The 16,700-nt window shown below is 69.6% G+C and carries 18 protein-coding genes; 11 read left to right on the top strand and 7 right to left on the bottom strand.

Annotation, left to right across the window (positions count from 1 at the left end; genetic code table 11):
* Window positions 1–28 precede the first annotated feature (28 nt).
* Both ABZX61_RS42865 and ABZX61_RS42860 read left to right on the top strand, forming a co-directional pair.
* Window positions 29–538, top strand: a complete 510-nt coding sequence (locus ABZX61_RS42865; protein ID WP_350732540.1) for a VOC family protein — start codon at window positions 29–31, stop codon at window positions 536–538.
* A gap of 44 nt (window positions 539–582) precedes the next feature.
* The gene (locus ABZX61_RS42860) at window positions 583–816 is read left to right on the top strand and encodes a hypothetical protein (RefSeq protein ID WP_185069775.1); all 234 of its coding nucleotides are present in this window, start codon (window positions 583–585) and stop codon (window positions 814–816) included.
* Here ABZX61_RS42860 and ABZX61_RS42855 read toward each other — a convergent pair.
* Entirely contained in the window at window positions 813–2,093 is a 1,281-nt protein-coding gene (locus ABZX61_RS42855; RefSeq protein WP_355202940.1) for a TIGR04013 family B12-binding domain/radical SAM domain-containing protein, read from the bottom strand. The two genes, ABZX61_RS42860 and ABZX61_RS42855, sit on opposite strands and share 4 nt — an antisense overlap.
* 15 nt (window positions 2,094–2,108) lie before the next feature.
* Window positions 2,109–2,681: an NAD(P)H-dependent oxidoreductase gene (locus ABZX61_RS42850; RefSeq protein ID WP_350732543.1), complete on the bottom strand. Its 573-nt coding sequence runs from the start codon at window positions 2,679–2,681 to the stop codon at window positions 2,109–2,111.
* 87 nt (window positions 2,682–2,768) lie between these two features.
* On the opposite strand from ABZX61_RS42850, the gene ABZX61_RS42845 reads away from it, so the two are divergent.
* The 6 genes from ABZX61_RS42845 to ABZX61_RS42820 all read left to right on the top strand — a co-directional run bounded on the left by ABZX61_RS42845 (window position 2,769) and on the right by ABZX61_RS42820 (window position 8,828).
* Window positions 2,769–3,101 carry a helix-turn-helix domain-containing protein gene (locus tag ABZX61_RS42845; RefSeq protein WP_350732545.1) on the top strand — a complete coding sequence of 111 codons (333 nt, stop codon included), beginning with the start codon at window positions 2,769–2,771 and terminating at the stop codon, window positions 3,099–3,101.
* 515 nt (window positions 3,102–3,616) lie between these two features.
* A complete protein-coding gene (locus ABZX61_RS42840; RefSeq protein ID WP_355202937.1) occupies window positions 3,617–4,741 on the top strand; it encodes a S1 family peptidase in 1,125 nt (374 codons plus the stop codon).
* A gap of 137 nt (window positions 4,742–4,878) precedes the next feature.
* Window positions 4,879–5,256: a VOC family protein gene (locus ABZX61_RS42835; protein WP_350732550.1), complete on the top strand. Its 378-nt coding sequence runs from the start codon at window positions 4,879–4,881 to the stop codon at window positions 5,254–5,256.
* Between the two features lie 76 nt (window positions 5,257–5,332).
* Window positions 5,333–6,019, top strand: coding sequence for a DUF998 domain-containing protein (locus ABZX61_RS42830; RefSeq protein ID WP_355202935.1), 687 nt, complete (start codon window positions 5,333–5,335; stop codon window positions 6,017–6,019).
* 56 nt (window positions 6,020–6,075) lie between these two features.
* A complete protein-coding gene (locus tag ABZX61_RS42825; protein WP_355202932.1) occupies window positions 6,076–8,454 on the top strand; it encodes a nitrate- and nitrite sensing domain-containing protein in 2,379 nt (792 codons plus the stop codon).
* Window positions 8,451–8,828: a DUF742 domain-containing protein gene (locus ABZX61_RS42820; RefSeq protein WP_350732555.1), complete on the top strand. Its 378-nt coding sequence runs from the start codon at window positions 8,451–8,453 to the stop codon at window positions 8,826–8,828. The genes ABZX61_RS42825 and ABZX61_RS42820 overlap by 4 nt, the downstream gene beginning before the upstream one ends.
* Here the strand turns inward: ABZX61_RS42820 and ABZX61_RS42815 are convergent.
* The 5 genes from ABZX61_RS42815 to ABZX61_RS42795 form a co-directional block, all read right to left on the bottom strand.
* Complete coding sequence (locus ABZX61_RS42815; RefSeq protein ID WP_350732556.1) at window positions 8,825–9,397, bottom strand: ATP/GTP-binding protein; 573 nt, start codon at window positions 9,395–9,397, stop codon at window positions 8,825–8,827. The two genes, ABZX61_RS42820 and ABZX61_RS42815, sit on opposite strands and share 4 nt — an antisense overlap.
* Window positions 9,378–9,740 (bottom strand): DUF742 domain-containing protein, encoded by a 363-nt coding sequence (locus ABZX61_RS42810; protein WP_355202929.1) that lies wholly within the window; start codon window positions 9,738–9,740, stop codon window positions 9,378–9,380. The genes ABZX61_RS42815 and ABZX61_RS42810 overlap by 20 nt, the downstream gene beginning before the upstream one ends.
* A complete protein-coding gene (locus ABZX61_RS42805) occupies window positions 9,737–10,144 on the bottom strand; it encodes a roadblock/LC7 domain-containing protein (protein ID WP_355202926.1) in 408 nt (135 codons plus the stop codon). Before ABZX61_RS42805 ends, ABZX61_RS42810 begins: the two co-directional genes overlap by 4 nt.
* Window positions 10,145–10,157: 13 nt before the next feature.
* The gene (locus ABZX61_RS42800) at window positions 10,158–12,284 is read right to left on the bottom strand and encodes a nitrate- and nitrite sensing domain-containing protein (protein ID WP_355202924.1); all 2,127 of its coding nucleotides are present in this window, start codon (window positions 12,282–12,284) and stop codon (window positions 10,158–10,160) included.
* A 167-nt stretch (window positions 12,285–12,451) separates the two neighbouring features.
* The gene (locus tag ABZX61_RS42795) at window positions 12,452–13,309 is read right to left on the bottom strand and encodes a PrsW family glutamic-type intramembrane protease (RefSeq protein WP_355202921.1); all 858 of its coding nucleotides are present in this window, start codon (window positions 13,307–13,309) and stop codon (window positions 12,452–12,454) included.
* 218 nt (window positions 13,310–13,527) lie between these two features.
* On the opposite strand from ABZX61_RS42795, the gene ABZX61_RS42790 reads away from it, so the two are divergent.
* The 3 genes from ABZX61_RS42790 to ABZX61_RS42780 all read left to right on the top strand — a co-directional run bounded on the left by ABZX61_RS42790 (window position 13,528) and on the right by ABZX61_RS42780 (window position 16,638).
* The gene (locus ABZX61_RS42790; protein ID WP_350732563.1) at window positions 13,528–13,728 is read left to right on the top strand and encodes a hypothetical protein; all 201 of its coding nucleotides are present in this window, start codon (window positions 13,528–13,530) and stop codon (window positions 13,726–13,728) included.
* A 15-nt stretch (window positions 13,729–13,743) separates the two neighbouring features.
* The gene (locus ABZX61_RS42785; RefSeq protein WP_355202918.1) at window positions 13,744–15,228 is read left to right on the top strand and encodes an SPFH domain-containing protein; all 1,485 of its coding nucleotides are present in this window, start codon (window positions 13,744–13,746) and stop codon (window positions 15,226–15,228) included.
* A gap of 87 nt (window positions 15,229–15,315) precedes the next feature.
* The gene (locus tag ABZX61_RS42780; RefSeq protein ID WP_355202915.1) at window positions 15,316–16,638 is read left to right on the top strand and encodes an SPFH domain-containing protein; all 1,323 of its coding nucleotides are present in this window, start codon (window positions 15,316–15,318) and stop codon (window positions 16,636–16,638) included.
* Window positions 16,639–16,700 lie beyond the last annotated feature (62 nt).

The following is a 16,700-nucleotide window of genomic DNA, read 5'->3' as shown; positions in this document are numbered from 1 at the left end:
CGGGACTCCGCCCGGAAAGGGGCACATCATGCCTGTTCAGCGACTCAACCACGCGGTTCTTTACGTTCGCGACGTGGAACGCAGCGTCGGCTTTTACCGCGAGGCCCTCGGCTTCGACGTCGTGATGGGCATGCCGGGCGCCGCCTTCCTGCAGGCCCCCGGCTCGACGAACGACCACGACCTGGGCCTGTTCCAGATCGGCCCCAAGGCGGACCCGTCCCCGGCCGGCAGCACGTCCGTGGGCCTCTACCACCTGGCGTGGGAGGTCGACACCCTCGACGAGCTGGAGCGGGTCGCGGTCAAGCTGAGCGAGCTCGGCGCGCTGGTCGGCTCGTCCGACCACGGCACGACCAAGGCGCTGTACGCGAAGGACCCCGACGGGCTGGAGTTCGAGGTGTCGTGGCTGGTGCCGGCCGCGCTGATCACCGACGAGGTCCTCGCCGCGCGCTCCAGCATCCGCCCGCTCGACCTGGCCGCCGACAAGGAGAGGTACGGCGCTCAGACCCGAGGCGGAGTAGGCGTGTCCATCCCCGTCTGAAGTACCGTAGGTGTGATACGACCCTTCTTTCACGGGGAACGGTCATGCCAAGCGATCCTGACCACGTGCTCGACGCCATCGACGGTGTCGTCGACGAGTGGGAGACGCTGAGCGCGGACGCCATGCGCTGGTCGCCTCCCGAAACCAAGAGTCCCGACTTCCTGACCGAGGTGACGGAGATCTTCGGTCCGCTGGTCAACGCGTTCGCGCAGGCGCTGCGTCCCGTCAGCGACGCGTTCGAGCGGGTCATGCACACCTTCGACGACGACGATCACTAGCCGGTGCGCCGGCGCTGCGCCCGGCGCGGGTAGGCCTTGGCCGTCTCGGCCAGCCGTACGGCGTGTTCGGCCTGCTTGCGCCAGTGCCCGTAGGCGTCGCCGCGCTGCGCCAGCCGGTCCAGCTCGCTCATGGTCGCCAGCGGGATGAACGCGGGCTCGGCGTCCCGCCACGGCGTGCCGGGCAGCGGCATGAACGTGTGGGTGTGGATGCGGGCCCCCAGCTCGGCCAGGTCGGAGGCGAGCTTCAGCGACTGCTCCTGGTCCTCCTCGGTCTCGCCCGGCATGCCGAAGATGAAGTCGACGTTCGGCCGGAAGCCGTGCTCGACCGCGATCCTGACGGCGTCGCGCACGGGCGAAGTGTCGTGGCCGCGGCCCGAGGTGGCCAGCACCTTGTCGGAGCCGGACTGGGCGCCGATGATCAGGTTGTCGTTGGCCACGTAGCGCTTGAGCATCCGCATGGCCTCTGGGCTGACGTGCTCGGGCCGTACCTCTGAGGGGAAGCTCCCGAAGAACACCCGGCCGCGCGCCGGCAGCTCCTCCTTGACCCCGGCCAGCAGCTCCTCCACCTTGCCCAGGTCGGGATCGGGCCCGGGGGAGCCGTACGAGAGCGAGGTCGGCGTGATGAAGCGGATGTCGCGCAGGCCTCTGTCGACCATCCCGCGCACGTGCTCGCGCACGCTGGCGACCGAGCGGTGGCGGAACTGCCCGCCGAACATGAACGGCGTCTGGCAGAAGCGGCAGGTGTAGCGGCAGCCGCGGGTGATCTCGATCGGCCCGTTCCTGCCCACGAAGGAGGGGAACGCGTCGAGCGGCAGCTGCGGCGCCGGCCTCGTGCGCAGGGCGACGCCGTCGGCGTCCTTGATCGCCAGCCCCGGCACCGAGGTGAGCGGCTCGTCCTGCTGGAGCGCCCGGACGAGGGAGATGATCGTGGTCTCGCCCTCGCCGATCCCCGCCAGGTCCCAGCCCGCGTCGACGACCTGCTGCGGCTCGGCCGTGGCGTGCACGCCGCCCGCGATGTGCAGCCCCCGGCCGCCGCTCAGCGACCTGACCGTGGCCAGCTCGGCGGCCATGGCCTCGGCGTCGGGCGAGTAGAACGACCAGAGCACGAGCACGCGGTCGGCCTGGCTGGCCGTGATGTGCTCCGCGGTCTCCTCAGGGGTGGTGCCGAGTCTCAGCTCGTGCTCCACCCCGGCGCTCTCCAGCGCGGCGAGCAGCGCGTGCACGCCGTACGTCACCGCCTTGCGGTAACGGACCACCACGCCTACAGCCAGTGCCACGTCCGGCAGCGTAGCTCAGGCGGCGCGCATCGAACGCAACGCGCCGGTCAGCTTGGCCAGCTCGGCGAGCATGGCGTCGGCGGCGGAGTCCATGACGTCGTTGGCGTGCACCTTGCCGTCCTCGCCGATGAACTGGGAGTAGAACGGGATGTTCACCGCCTCCAGCACCGGGATCATCCTCAGGGTGCTGGTGACCTGGCGCAGGCTGTTCGCGGCGCGGGTGCCGCCGGAGACGCCGCCGTAGCTGACGAACCCGGCCGCCTTGTGCTGCCACTCGTGGTGCAGGTAGTCGAGGGCGTTCTTCAGTACGGCGTTGAAGCTGTGGTTGTACTCGGGGGTCACGAACACGTACGCGTCGCCCCGCTCGACGGTGGCGCTCCACTCCTTGGTGTGCGCGTTCACATACTGCTTGAGCCGGGGGTGGTTGGGCTCGTCCAGGAACGGCAGCGCGACCTCCGCCAGGTCGACCAGCTCGACCTCGAACAGTCCCGACTCCACGGCCTTGCCGTGGAACCACTCGGCGATGGGACGTCCGGCACGGCCGGGACGGGTGCTGGCGACGACGATCTGCAGGACCGGCTTGCCCATGGCATGCTCCTTCACTCAGGCGATGTAGCTACTCAACATTATTGAGCTGCTACATATTTCTGAGCAAGCGCTGATAGGATTTGTGGCATGAGTCTCGATTTGGTGTGCGCGCGCTTCCACATCGCCTTAGAGCTGATCGGCGCCCGGTGGTCGGGCGCGGTGATCCACATGATCTTCAAGGGCGCCCACCGGTACGCCGACCTCAAGGCGGCCATCCCCGGCATCAACGACACGATGCTGGCCCGGCGGCTGCGCGAGCTGGAGAGCGCCGGGCTCATCGAGCGCCGCGTGCTGCCCACGTCGCCGGTGCGCGTCGAATACCACCTGACCGAGATGGGGCAGGAGCTGCGGCCGGTGCTGGACGAGCTGGTGACCTGGGCGCACAAGTGGATCCCGCTGCCGGAGGCCAAGTCCGCCTAGCGATCCCGGCCTTCAGCGATGGGAGGACGGGATCCGCTTGGGCAGCGGCGGCGGCTCCGGGGCCTCCTGCGGAGGCGGCGGGGGCGGGTCGGTCCTGGCCGCCCGCCAGCGTGAGGGGAAGAGCGAGGCGGTCAGCAGAATGCACCCGGTGGGGAGCGACCAGGACCCCGATGAGCATCACCGTGCCGACGTACACGGCCGGCACGACCCAGTCGACGGTCATGGCCGCCGTGTGGCGATAACGCTCGATCCCCACGATGAAACCGGTTGCAATGAGCGGGGTGGCCAGCAGTCCCGCGCCGGCGCCGAGCAGATGGCGAACACCGTTTCGCAAAGAGAACACCTCCAGCAACGGGACCATAGCGACCTGCCACGCCGCTCACCTTTTAGGCGATAAATCGGTCCATAGCCCGTGTCCGAAAAGACCCCATAACACCGAAATAGAGACTCTTTGGCATGCTGGCAGGCGCCTTAGCAACCGTTAGCTTGACAGCACCCCCACCCGAGGAGTGCACATGTCGAGTAAACGCTGTGCGTTGGTTGGCGGCGTCATCCTCGCCGCCTGCCTGGCCACCCCCCTCAGCCCCGCAGCAGCCGACCCGGCGCCTCAATCCGCCTCCCCGTCCCTTCCCCCGCCCGTCGTGGACGCGCTCGAACGGGACCTCGGACTCTCCGAGCAGCAGGTCAACGCCCGCCTGGCCAACGAGGAACGCGCCGCGTCCACGCAGGCCACGCTCACCTCCCAGCTCGGCGCGTCGTACGGCGGCGCCTGGCTGAACGACGACGCCTCCAAGTTCCTGGTCGCCACCACCGACCCCAACGCCACCGGCACCATCAAGGCGCAGGGCGCCGAGCCGGTCGTGGTCGCGCGCTCGCTCGCCCAGCTCGACGCGGTCGTGCAGCAGCTCGACCAGGCGCCGAAGAAGGCCCAGGCCGGGGCGGCGCTCTGGTTCGTGGACGTGAAGACCAACAGCGTCGCCATCCAGGCGCCCACGGTGGAGGCCGCCGAGGCCCTGGCCAAGGCCGCGGGCGTGGACAGGAGCGCGGTCAGCGTGTCGGCGACCGCCGAGCGGCCCGTTCCGCTCATCAACATCATCGGCGGCGCGCCGTTCTACATCGGCTCCAGCCGCTGCAGCGTCGGCTTCTCGGTCACCAGGGGCAGCACCCCAGGTTTCGTCACCGCCGGGCACTGCCGCGTGGCCACCAACACCACCAACCCGACGGGCACCTTCCAGGGCGCCTCCTTCCCGGGTAACGACTACGCGTGGGTCGCCGCTCCCGGCAACACCGCGCAGCCGTGGGTACGCGGCTCCGGCGGCGCGAACGTGATCGTCCGCGGCTCCACCCAGGCCGCGGTGGGCTCGTCCATCTGCCGCTCCGGTTCGACCACCGGCTGGCGCTGCGGCACCATCCAGCAGCACAACGCCACGGTCACGTACCCGCAGGGCACCGTCACCGGCCTGACCCGCACCAGCGCCTGCGCCGAGCCCGGCGACTCCGGCGGCTCGTTCATCTCGGGCAGCCAGGCCCAGGGTGTCACCTCGGGCGGCTCCGGCAACTGCTCCGTCGGCGGGACCACGTACCACCAGCCCGTCAACGAGATCCTGAGCGTCTACGGGCTCACCCTCCGCACAGGCTGACCCACGGCGCCGAACTCCGCGCGGCACGCCCGGCTGGGCGCGCCGCGCGGAGGTTTTTGCGTTCACAGCAATGAGTTCTTCCGCTCCGTCCTGTCTGTCTGATGGAAAGCACGTCAACACCATCGGAGGAGCTCGCGATGAGGCGACCCGTTCTCGGCAGCCTGCTGCTCGCCAGCACGAACCCCGAGCGTCTGCGCACCTGGTACGTCGACGCCCTCGACCCGGAGGACAACTCCGACGTCGGCGGGTACGGGGTGCTCAAGTTCGGCGAGTTCTACCTGTTCATCGACACGCGGACGGATGTGTCGGACAAGAACCCCGAGCCCGGCAGGGTGATCCTGAACTTCGACGTGGCCGACGCCCGCGCGGTCGCCGCGCGCATGGACAGCGCGGGCGTGACGTGGCTGGCGGAGGTCGAGGACCGCGACGGCAGCCTGTTCGCCACCGCGATCGACCCGGACGGCAACTACGTCCAGATCATCCAGCTCAGCGAGGCCCATCGCGCAGGCATGTGACCTCAGGGTCGGGTCAGGGTCGGCTCGGGGGCGGAGCCCGATGTGAGAGGGCCGCCCCCGGCGGGAGAGTTGCTTCATGACCGCAGTGAAGAGGCTCTCCCCCCTGATCGCCTGTGCCGCGATCCTGTTCTCGGTGGTCGCCGTGCTGGTCGGGCAGTTCGGGCCCGATCCCCAGCTCGACCCCATGAACACAACCGTCAGCGAATACGCCGTGTCCGACCGCGGGGGCGTCACGGAGATCGCCATGGCGGTGCTCGGGTTGGGGTCCCTGGCGCTGCTCGTGGGGTTGCGGGCGGCCGGGGCGCCGGTGCGGGGGATGCCTCAGTGGTTGCTGGGGGTGTGGTCCGGGGCTCTGGTCGTTGCGGCCCTGGTCCCGACCACACCCCTCGGGGCGGATCTCGACCTCGCGGCCCAGATCCACCGGTACGTCTCCGTCGCGGCATTCGTGAGCCTGCCCGCCGCCGGGCTGTTGATGGTGCCCAGACTGGGCTCAGACGCCCGCTGGAAGCCCGTGGCGCGGGTGGTGGAGTGGGTGACCCTGGCCGGGGGGTTCGGGCTGCTGGCGATCACGTACGTGGCCCTGCCCGGCGAGCGGGTGATGATCGGTCTCGTCGAGCGGTTGCTGCTGGGTGCCGAGGTGACGTTGCTGGGCGTGCTGGCCGCGTGGCTGGCGTGGCTGACCTGGCGTCCGGTCAGCCGGCGGGCTGCTGTGCAACATGCGGATTTCCTGACATATCACAGATTTATCGCAAGTCGATCTTAAAACCACCTGTTTCGATGCTATTCTCTCCCGCGATCTTCTATCCGGGAGCGGGTGTCATGGCATCGGGCAGATCCATCAGATTCAAGATCTCGACGCTGCTCGTCATCCCCTTGGTCTCCCTGGTCGCACTCTGGGGCTTCGCCGCGAGCACCACGTCGGGGGACGCGCTCAACCTGCTCAAGGTCGAGACGATCTGGACGGGCGTCATCAACAACGCCGACGGCCTGATCTCCAATCTCCAGACCGAGCGCCTGGCCTCCGCCGAGCGGATCGCGGGCACGGTCACGGACCCCGACGCGCTGAACAAGGCGCGGGCCAAGGTCGACAACAACCGCAAGACGCTGCGCGAGCGCGCCATGTCCGAGGACGTGCAGTCGGCGCTCACGCAGGACATGAAGACCCAGCTCCAGAACGTCTTCGAGGCGATCAACCGGATCCCGGACATCCGCCGCAAGGTGGACGACCGCAAGCTCACCCCCGGCACCCTCGTCACCGAGTACGCCAAGGTCTCCGACGAGATCCACCTGCTGTACTCCAGGATGATGGTCAGCACCGACCTCCAGATGGCGCTCCAGGCGCAGGGCCTGATCGCCGCCGACGAGGTACGCGAGCTGCTGAGCCGGGAGCACGCGCTGATCGTCGCCAGTAACGGCCGGATGACCATGCACGCCGACCTCCACCTGCTGGCCGGCCTGGACAACACCCGGACGTACCTGTTCCCCAAGGCCCTGGCCAACCTCGACACCGAGCTGCGGGCCCCGTTCGAGAAGCTGTACTACTCCCCGCGCTACGGCACCATGGAGAACCTGCTGGAGAGCTACATCTCCGGCCAGCCGGTGGACGTCGAGCTGTGGCGGGGCGTGTCCGAGCAGGTGCAGAAGGAATACCGCGACGCCGTCTGGCGCACCGGCGACAAGCTGCTGGCCAGGATGGAGCCCGCGGGCATCGGCATCGTGGTGCGGGCCGCCATCGCGGGCGCGCTCGGCCTCATCGCCGTCATCTTCTCCATCGTCATCTCGATCAAGGTCGGTCGCAGGCTCACCCGCGAGATGAGGACGCTGCGCCGTACCGCGCTGGACCTGGCCGAGATCAGGCTCCCGGACGTCGTGACGAAACTGCGCAAGGGCGAGAGCGTGGACATCGCCACCGAGGCGCCACCCATCACGGTGGGCCGCGGCTCGACCAGCGAGGTCACCGACCTGGCGACGGCGTTCGACAGCGTGCAGAGCACGGCCGTGGACGCGGCCGTCGAGCAGGCCAGGCTGCGCGAGGGTGTGTCGCAGGCGCTGCGCAACCTCGCCAGGCGCAGCCAGTCGCTGCTGCAGCGCCAGCTCAAGATGCTCGACGAGATGCAGCGCCAGACGGAGGATCCGGAGGCGCTGGAGCGCCTGTTCAGGCTCGACCACCTGACCACCCGCATGCGCCGCCACGCCGAGGGCCTGGTGCTGCTCTCGGGCGGCGCGGCGGGCCGCAGGTGGCGCGGCGTCATCCCGATCGAGGACGTGCTGAGCGGCGCGGCGGCCCAGGTCGAGGAGTACACCCGGGTACGCGTCTACCCGATGAACGAGTGCGGCGTCTCGGGCGCGGCGGTGGCCGACCTCATGCACCTGTTCGCCGAGCTGATCGAGAACGCCGCCTCCTTCTCCTCGCCCAGCAACGAGGTCTCCGTACGCGGTGAGATGGTCGGCCGGGGCTTCGCGGTCGAGATCGAGGACCGCGGCCTGGGCATGGACGATGCCGTCCGCAGGGGCATCAACGCGCGCCTGGCCAGCCCGCAGGAGTTCGACCCCTCCCAGACCGAACGGCTGGGCTTCGCGGTGGTCGGCATGCTCGCGGCCAGGCACGGCGTCAAGGTGACGCTCAAGCCCTCGCCGTACGGCGGCACCACCGCCATCGTGCTCGTGCCCGGCTCCCTGGTGGAGCCCATGGCGACCCCGGTGCAGCCGCTGGAGTTCGAGTCCGTCTCGGTCTCGGTGCTCGGCCGCGGTGAAGTCCGGCAGGAGCCCACAGGGCCTGGCGAGCTGCCGCGCCGGGTCCGTACCAGCAAGCGGGGCCAGCAGGCGGGCGGGACCGGCCCCGTGGCCGTGCCCCAGCAGGCGTCACAGCAGCAGACGGGCAGCGGCCCGGTGGCCCTGCCGCAGCAGCAGGAGCCCGACCTGCCGCGCCGTCAGCGGCAGCGGGAGACCGGGTTGCCACAGCGTGACCGCCAGCGGGAGACGGGGCTCCCGCAGCGCGAGCGGCAGCGGGAGACCGGCCTGCCGCAGCGCGAGCGGCAGGCGGACCTGCCGCAGCGGCTCAAGCAGACACCGCCACCAGTGCCGCCGGCCGAGGAGCGCTCACCAGAGGAGACCAGGGCGCTGCTCTCCTCGCTCCAGTCGGGCTGGCAGCGCGGGCGGCAGGACGCCAGTGAACAGGATGGGGGATCTCAATCGTGAGCGGCGAGCACGAGTGGGTCGATGAGGAGGCGGGGCCCGTCGTGCGGCCGTACGCGGTCGCGCGTGGGCGCACCAGGCCCACTTCCTCCAACGCGCTCGACCTGCTGGCAACCGTCGCCGGGACGGGGCTGCCCGTCCCGGCCAAGGCGGAGCTCAGCGCTCAGCACCGGCGGTTGCTGGGCTTCGTGGCAGGTCAGACCAGGCCCGTCGCCGAGGTCGCCTCGGATCTGGGCCTGCCCGTCGGCGTCGTGAGAGTGCTGCTGGGCGACCTGCTCGACCACGGGCTGGTCACGGTCCGCCCGCCGCGCGACAAGGCCGCGACGCCCACGGAGAGCCTGCTCCGAGAGGTGATCAACGGCCTCAGGGCGCTCTAGTTCGCTGAGGTCAGCGTCCGCAGGGAGTGCTCCACGAGGGCGATCATGACTTCCTTGGCGGAGGTGCGCCGCCGCACGTCGCACAGCATGACCGGCACGTCGTCGTCCAGGTCGAGCGCGATGCGCACGTCCTCGACGCTGTGCCGCGCCGCCCCCTCGAAGCAGTTGACGGCCACCACGAACGGCGTGCCGCGCTGCTCGAAGTAGTCGACGGACGGGAAGCAGTCGGTCAGCCGGCGCGTGTCCGCGATGACGACGGCGCCCAGCGCGCCGTAGGACAGCTCGTCCCACATGAACCAGAACCGCTCCTGCCCGGGCGTCCCGAACAGGTACACGACCAGCCCGTCGCGGATCGTGATGCGGCCGAAGTCCATCGCCACGGTCGTGGTGTTCTTGGCCTCCACGCCGTCGAGGTCGTCGATCCCGATCCCACGGTCGGAGAGCACCTCTTCCGTGCGCAGCGGCTTGATCTCGCTGACCGCCCCGACCAGTGTGGTCTTGCCGACGCCGAACCCCCCTGCGATGAGAATCTTCAGCGCGACGGGGTCCTCAGAGAGCACGGAGTCCATTGATCACTTCCTTGAGAATGCGCTCATTCGACCGCGACCCTCCGGATGAGGGCGACGACACCGAGATGAGCCCGTGGTCACGCATGTCGCCCAGCAGGACCCGGACGACGCCGACGGGCAGGTCGAGCTCGACGGCCAGGTCGGCCACCGAGATCGGATTGCGTGCTGCCCGCAGGATGAGCTGCTGTTCGGGACCGAGCTCGCCAGACGGGTCGCCGACGGCGCGCACGGTTGCCACGAGGTCGAACGTGTCCCCTGAGGAACGCGTACGGCCGCGGATGAGAGCATAGGGCCGAACGACGGGCCCCGCGTCCTCATCGAACCACTGCGGGCTATCGCTCATGACGCTCCAGCGCGCGGATTGGTGGTGATGTGCTGGCCAACCCGCTTGACCAGCATCGCCATCTCGTAGGCGATGTGGCCGACGTCCACGTTCGCATCGGCGATCACGGCCAGGCAGGTGCCCTGTCCCGCCGCTGTCACGAACAGGAAGGCCGACTCCATCTCCACAATGGTCTGACGCACGTCGCCGCCGCCGAAATGGCGTCCGGTGCCACGGGCCAGGCTCTGGAACCCGGCCGCAACCGCCGACAGATGCTCGGCGTCCTCCCGGATCAAGCCCTTCGAGTACCCAATCGCGAGGCCGTCGGTCGACAAGATGACGGCCTGGCGCACCGCGGCGACCCTGGTGGCAAGATCGTCCAGCAGCCAGTTGAGCTCACCGGTGTTGGTGCTCGGCAAAGTCATGCATCCCCCTTACTCATGGCCCCTCCTCAGAGGCATCTTCTCGGGCGCGTTGGGTCCCCCGCTGGAACGCGGAGAACAAGTCCCTTACCTCATCAGGAGAGCGTTCGGGCGGCGGCTCCTGGCCACGCGGCTCCTGCTCGGGAGCCCGCTCCTGCCCGAGCGGCGGGCTCTCCTTGAGCTGCGGCGCCAGGTTGGTCTGGCGAACCCGTCTGGGCAGTCCCGCGTGCGTGCCCGAGGTCACCACGGCGAGCGCCTTCTTCCGCGTACGGCTCGGCAGATCGGCCTTGCCGTCGATGTCGCCCGCCTCCAGCGCCGCCTGCTCGGTCACCATCGAACGCGGCACGAGCACGATGGCCGTCGTCCCGCCGAAGGGCGACCGCCGCAGCAGCACCTTGATCCCGTACTGTTGCGCCAGCTTGGCCACCACGAACAGGCCCAGCCTGTCGCTGTCGGCCAGGTCGAACTCCGGCGGCGCGGCCATCCGCGTGTTGAACGCCGAGTACTCGGCGACCGACAGCCCGAGCCCGCGGTCCTCCACCTCGATGACGTATCCGTTGCTCACCAGGTCGCCGCGCACCTGGACCGTGGTGTCCGGCGGCGAGTAGATGGTGGCGTTCTCGATCAGCTCGGCCACCAGGTGGGTGAGGTCGGCGGCGGCGGTGCCGTCGACCGCGGCGACCGGCATGCCCTCGACGGTGACCCTGGTGTAGTCCTCGATCTCGGCGATGGCCGCGCGGACGATGTCGATCACGGGCACCGGCTTGCGCCAGGCCCGTCCCGGCGCGGACCCGGAGAGGATCATCAGGCTTTCCGCGTGCCGGCGCATGCGGGTGGTCAGGTGGTCGAGGCGGAAGAGCTCCTCGAGCCGGTCGGGGTCGTGCGTACGGCGCTGCATGGCGTCCAGCAGCGACAGCTGCCGGTGCAGCAGGCCCTGCTTGCGCCGGGCGAGGTTGAGGAAGACCTGGCCGACCCCGCGCCGCATCGCGGCCTGGCCGACCGCCGCCGTCACGGCGGTGCGCTGCACGGAGCCGAAGGCCCTGGCGACGTCGCTGATCTCGGCGGAACCGTGCACCTTGATCGTCTTGGCCTCCTTCCGCACGTCGACGTCCTCGCCCCTGCGCAGCCGCTCGACGATGTCGGGCAACCGGCTCTGCGACAGCTCGATCGCGGCGGTACGCAGCCCGGCCAGCTCGCCGGCCAGGCGGCGACCGAAGCGTACAGAGATGATGATCGACGCGAGCACGGCGATCAAGCCCACGCCGCCGGCGACGGAGATCTTGACGATGGTGGAGGTCGCGGCCTCGGACGTGCGCGTGGCCAGCACGCCGGCGGAGGAGGAGCCGAGCTGGTCCAGCCGCGAGGTGAGCTTGTCGACGGCCTCGGTCCACGCCTCGGCGGTGGGGGGCGGGCTGCCGGTCTTGATGATCCGCGCCTCCGTGGTGGCGAAGGTCTGGAACGGCTCGGTGGCGAAGACCTGCTCGTACGGCCGGCGCAGCGTCACGTCGAGCCCGGCCAGGCCGCGCGCGTGGAGGAACTTCCTGGAGGCCGCGTACTCGGTGAAGGCGGAGACCTCGGGCGCGGTGAGCCGGCGGTCGGCCAGCGCCCCGATGACGAGCGCGTGCTCCCTGGCGATGTACTCCCTGGCCATGCCCATGGCCTGCAGCGAGGACGCCTGCTGGAAGATCGTCAGGTCGGAGACGGAGACCAGGTGGTCGTAGAGGGTGAAGATCCCGTCGAGGATGCGGTTGTACTCGTTCAGCCCGGCCAGCCGGGAGCCGAGGCCGCCGTCGATGTCGGCCCTGATCGCCGCGAGGCGGCCGAGAGCGGATTCGAGGGTGTCGAGCGGCAGTCGCAGGTCGTCGCCGACCGAGCCGCCGGCTTCCATGACGGCCAGCTTGAAGTCGGTGACCGACCGGTCGGTGCGGGCGCGCTGGGCGCTGAGCACCGAGGTGAGCTTACGCGTAGTGAGCGTCTCGGCGGAGCGCACCCGCTCGGCCTGCAGCTGTAGTCCCAGGTCCGTGGAGGTGACGCCGATAGTCCGATAGAGCGTGTTCGCGCGGAGCAGTGACTGGGCGTCGCCCATGGTGAGGTTGAGGACGAAACCCCAGAGCGCGCTCAGAGACAGAAGGGGTAGCAGCAACAATAAGAAGATCTTGAACCGAATTGACCGGTTTCGCGAGCCCATGTCCCAACCTCGAGTCGGGGGCATTTCCACACCTTGTGTAAATACACCTCCGGAAGATCGCATAGGAGACTAGCACCGTTTATGGTTCCGGCGCAGTGGGAGGAACACGTTCATTACCGTGATTATTGGGACAAGATCTCGCGATCGCGACGCGCCCTGGCGGCGATCGTCCGCAGCCACAGCAGCGCCACCAGGGAGATCGCGATGAGCCCGGCCCAGTTGACCAGGGTGTACACGTGCACCTGCCACGTGGTCACGTTCGGGACCCGGCCGATACGCAGGAGCTCCCACTGCCACGGCTGGCCGGTCAGCACAAGCGTGATCGCGATCGCGATGGCGGTCATGGAGTCCCAGAGGGCGTGCAGCAGCGAGACGCCGAGGTAGGCCAGGACGACGGGGCCGGTGATCCGGCCGCGCGCCGCGAACAGCACGCCGCCCGCGATGGCCGTCCACAGGCCGTGCCCGACGGGCGACAGGATGCCGCGCAGCACCTCGGTCTCGACGAGCTGGGACAGTGACAGGCCGTCGGCGGTGAAGAGGGCGTTGAAGGCGTACCCGGCGCTCTCGAACGCGGCGAAGCCGAAGCCGACGGTGGCGCCGAGCACGATGCCGTCCCGGGCGGAACGCCGGGCCATCCTCCTCGTGACGAACATCAGCGCGCCGAGCTTCACGCCCTCCTCGATGAGGCCGACGAGGACGTACATGACGATCGACGGGCGGATCAGCAGGCTCTCGAGGAGGGAGGCGCCGAGCACGCCCAGCACGCCGCCCACCACGAACGCCACGAACAGCAGCTCGACCGTCACCTGCGGCGAGCGGTCGCGCCCGTACGCCCAGACCACGAACGTCACGGGCACCAGGAAGCTGCCGAACAGCACCACCGTCGGCACGAGGTTGGAGTTGGCCGTCCAGGCGGTGACCGCGACGCTGGCCAGCCACAAGACGAACCCGATCAGGAAGACCCGCGGCCACAGCTTCACAGCGCCTTCACCTCCACAGCGCGCAGGGCTGCCGTGACGGCGCCGCCAGGCCGAGCCCAAACCGTCCAACCGCGAATACCCCGTCCCTCAGGCGTCAATCGTCGTCTCAGGGATCGATCGTCCCGAATGTCCGGGTATCCGGGAATCTTTCGTGCGGCCTATTACCGCGAATGCTCGTTTGGAGTAGCGTCCGGAATATCGCGAGCGGGGGGAGTCAGGTGGTCGGCAAGCAGGGCAGGGTCACGGGAAAGATCGGCCCAGGGCTCGTCGGCGAGGTCATGATCCCGGTCAGGGGCGGCGTGGAGGCGTTCTACGCACATCCCAGCGTGCCCGACGAGGAGTTCCTGACCGGATCCATCGTGGTCGTGGTCGAGTACTTCCCCCCGCGGACCGTCTACGTGGTCAGGGCGCTCGTCTAAGGGAGGCCGGCTCCGATGTCCCCCGAGTTCTACATCGCCGCCGGCGGCATCGTCGCCGCCGCAGTCATCATCATCCTGCTGTTCAAGGCCGTGTGGCGGGTCGCGGAACCCAACGAGGCCCTGATCATCTCCGGGCTGGGCGCCCGCCGTCGCGGCGAGGGCGTCGACAGCCTGGGCTTCAAGATCATCACAGGCAAGGGTACGGCGGTGCTGCCCGGGTTCCAGGCGGCCAGGCGGCTGCGGCTGGACACCAGGGCCGCCAACCTCCAGGTCTCCTGCGTCACCCAGCAGGGCATCCCCGTGCACATCCGCGGCGTGGTCATCTACAAGGTCGGCGACGATCTGTCCTCCATCGCCAACGCCGCCCGCCGCTTCCTCGACCAGCAGGACTTCATGACGAGCGCCATCCACGAGCTGTTCACCGGCCACCTGCGCTCGATCATCGGCAACCTCACCATCGAGGACCTCATACTCAACCGCGAGCGCCTGACCAGCGAGACCAGGGCCTCGGCCGCCGACGAGATGAGCAAGCTGGGCCTGATCGTCGACTCCCTGCAGATCCAGGAGATCGACGACGAGACCGGCTACATCGTCAACCTCGGCAAGCCGCACGCCGCCAAGGTCGCCTCCACTGCCCGCATCGCCCAGGCCCAGCGCGACCAGGAGGCCACCGAGGCCGAGCAGATCGCCGCCGCCAACATGGCCGCCGCCCGCCGCGACTCCCGCATCAAGGAGGCCTCCTACCAGGCCGAGATCGACCAGGCCCAGGCCACCGCCCGCCAGGCCGGCCCGCTGTCGGAGGCGACCGCCCGCCAGGAGGTGGTGGTCCAGGAGACGAGGGCCGCCGAGCTGGAGGCCAAGCTCGCCGAGCAGCGGCTGCAGTCGCAGGTGCGCAAGCCCGCCGACGCCAAGGCGTACGAGACCGTCACGCTCTCCCAGGCCGAGCGCGACGCCCGCATCGCGCAGGCGGAGGCCGAGGCCAGGGAGACCGAGCTGCGCGCCGCCGCGCAGGCCTCCCAGGTCAAGCTGGCCGCCGCGGCGGACGCCGAGTCCGTACGGCTGCGCGGCGAGGCCGCGGGAGCCGCCACGAAGATCGCCGGTGAGGCGGAGGCCCAGGCCGCGCAGGCCCGCGGTCTGGCCCAGGCCGAGGCCGCCAAGGCGCTGGGCCTGGCCGAGGCCGAGGCGTCGTCGGCCAAGGGCCTGGCAGAGGCCCAGGCGCTCAGGGCCCGCGCCCAGGCGCTCAAGGAGAACCAGGAGGCGGTCATCGCCCAGCAGCTCGCCGAGCGCTGGCCGGAGGTCGTGGAGGCGGGCGCGAAGGCGTTCGGGAACGTGGACCACATGGTGGTGCTGAACGGCGCCCAGGGCGTCGAGGAACTGCTGGCCAAGGCCCTCACGCTCGGCGGCGCCGGGATCGGCCTGGCCAGGGCCCTGCTCAACGGCGCCACTCCCCATGGGACTCCCAATGGGACGGAGCCGGAGATATCTAGTAAAGCGCCTTGATCGGGCGTACCTTCTCATTGGGGCGAGCCGGGAAGTCTGGTCGGCGACTTATATGTCGACGTCCTCCCGGAGTGGATCATGGACTTAATGCTCGCAGGCATCATCGCCCTCATCGCGTTCATCTGCGTCGTGGCGTTCAAGCTGGTCTGGCGGGTCGCGGAGCCGAACGAGGCGATCCTCATCTCGGGCCTGGGCGCCCGCGGCCGGGAGACGCTCGGCTTCAAGATCGTCACGGGTAAGGGCGCGCTGGTCGTCCCGGGGTTCCAGACCGCGCGCCGCATGTCGCTCGACAGCCGCGTCTCCCAGCTCGAGGTCAAGTGCGTCACCAAGCAGGGCATCCCGGTGCACGTGCGCGGCGTGGTGATCTACAAGGTGGGCGACGACTTCGTCTCCATCGCCAACGCCGCCCGCCGCTTCCTCGACCAGCAGAAGACCGTGGACGAGAAGACGCACCAGCTCTTCTCGGGCCACCTGCGCTCGATCATCGGCAACCTCACGGTCGAGGACCTGATCGTCAACCGGGACGCGCTCACCAACGAGATCCGCACGTCGTCGGCCGACGAGATGAGCAAGCTCGGCCTGAACGTGGACTCCCTGCAGATCCAGGAGATCGACGACGCCACCGGCTACATCTCCAACCTCGGCCGCCCGCACGCGGCCGCCGTGGCCTCGCTGGCCAGGATCGCCGAGGCCCACCGCGACCAGGAGGCCAACGCCGCCGAGCAGGAGGCCGCCATCAAGAAGGCCGCCGCGGTCCGCGAGGCCCGCATCCAGCAGGCCGGGTACCAGGCCGAGATCGACCGGGCGTCGGCCGCGGCCAAGCAGGCGGGCCCGCTGGCCGAGGCCACCGCCCGCCAGGAGGTCGTGGTCCAGCAGACGACCGCCGCCGAACGCGAGGCCATGCTCGCGGAGAAGCGACTGGAGGGCGAGGTGCGCAGGCCCGCGGACGCCAGGGCGTACGAGCAGGTCACGCTCGCGGAGGCGGCGCGGCGCGTGGCGGTCGCCGAGGCGCAGGCCGAGGCCGAGGGCATCAGGCTGCGCGGCGAGGCGGAGTCGGAGGCGACCAGGCTGCGCGGCATCGCCGAGGCCGAGGCCGCGCGGGCCAAGGGCCTGGCGCAGGCGGAGGCCATCAAGGCCCGCGCGGAGGCGCTGGCGAGCAACCAGGAGGCGGTCGTCGCGCAGCAACTCGCCGAACGCTGGCCGGAAATCGTCGAGGCCGGCTCGAAGGCGTTCGGAAACGTCGAACACATGGTGGTCCTGAACGGCGCGCAGGGCGTCGAGGAAATGCTCGCCAAGGCGCTCACGCTCGGGGGTGCCGGATTGGGCCTGGCCAGAGCCCTGCTCAACGGCGGATCGCCAAACGGCAACGAACCGGAAATCGTTCGTAAAACCACTGAATCCCGCGAATAGCGACGTTACTCGGCTGTCCGGCCTTCCATTCCTCTAGCGTTTTGACAATACCGCTGGAGCGA

The organism is Nonomuraea sp. NPDC003709 (assembly GCF_040610775.1).
GTDB classification, from domain to species: domain Bacteria; phylum Actinomycetota; class Actinomycetes; order Streptosporangiales; family Streptosporangiaceae; genus Nonomuraea; species Nonomuraea angiospora_A.
Note: the sequence above shows the minus strand (reverse complement) of the source record. Positions and strands in the feature narration are given on the sequence as shown.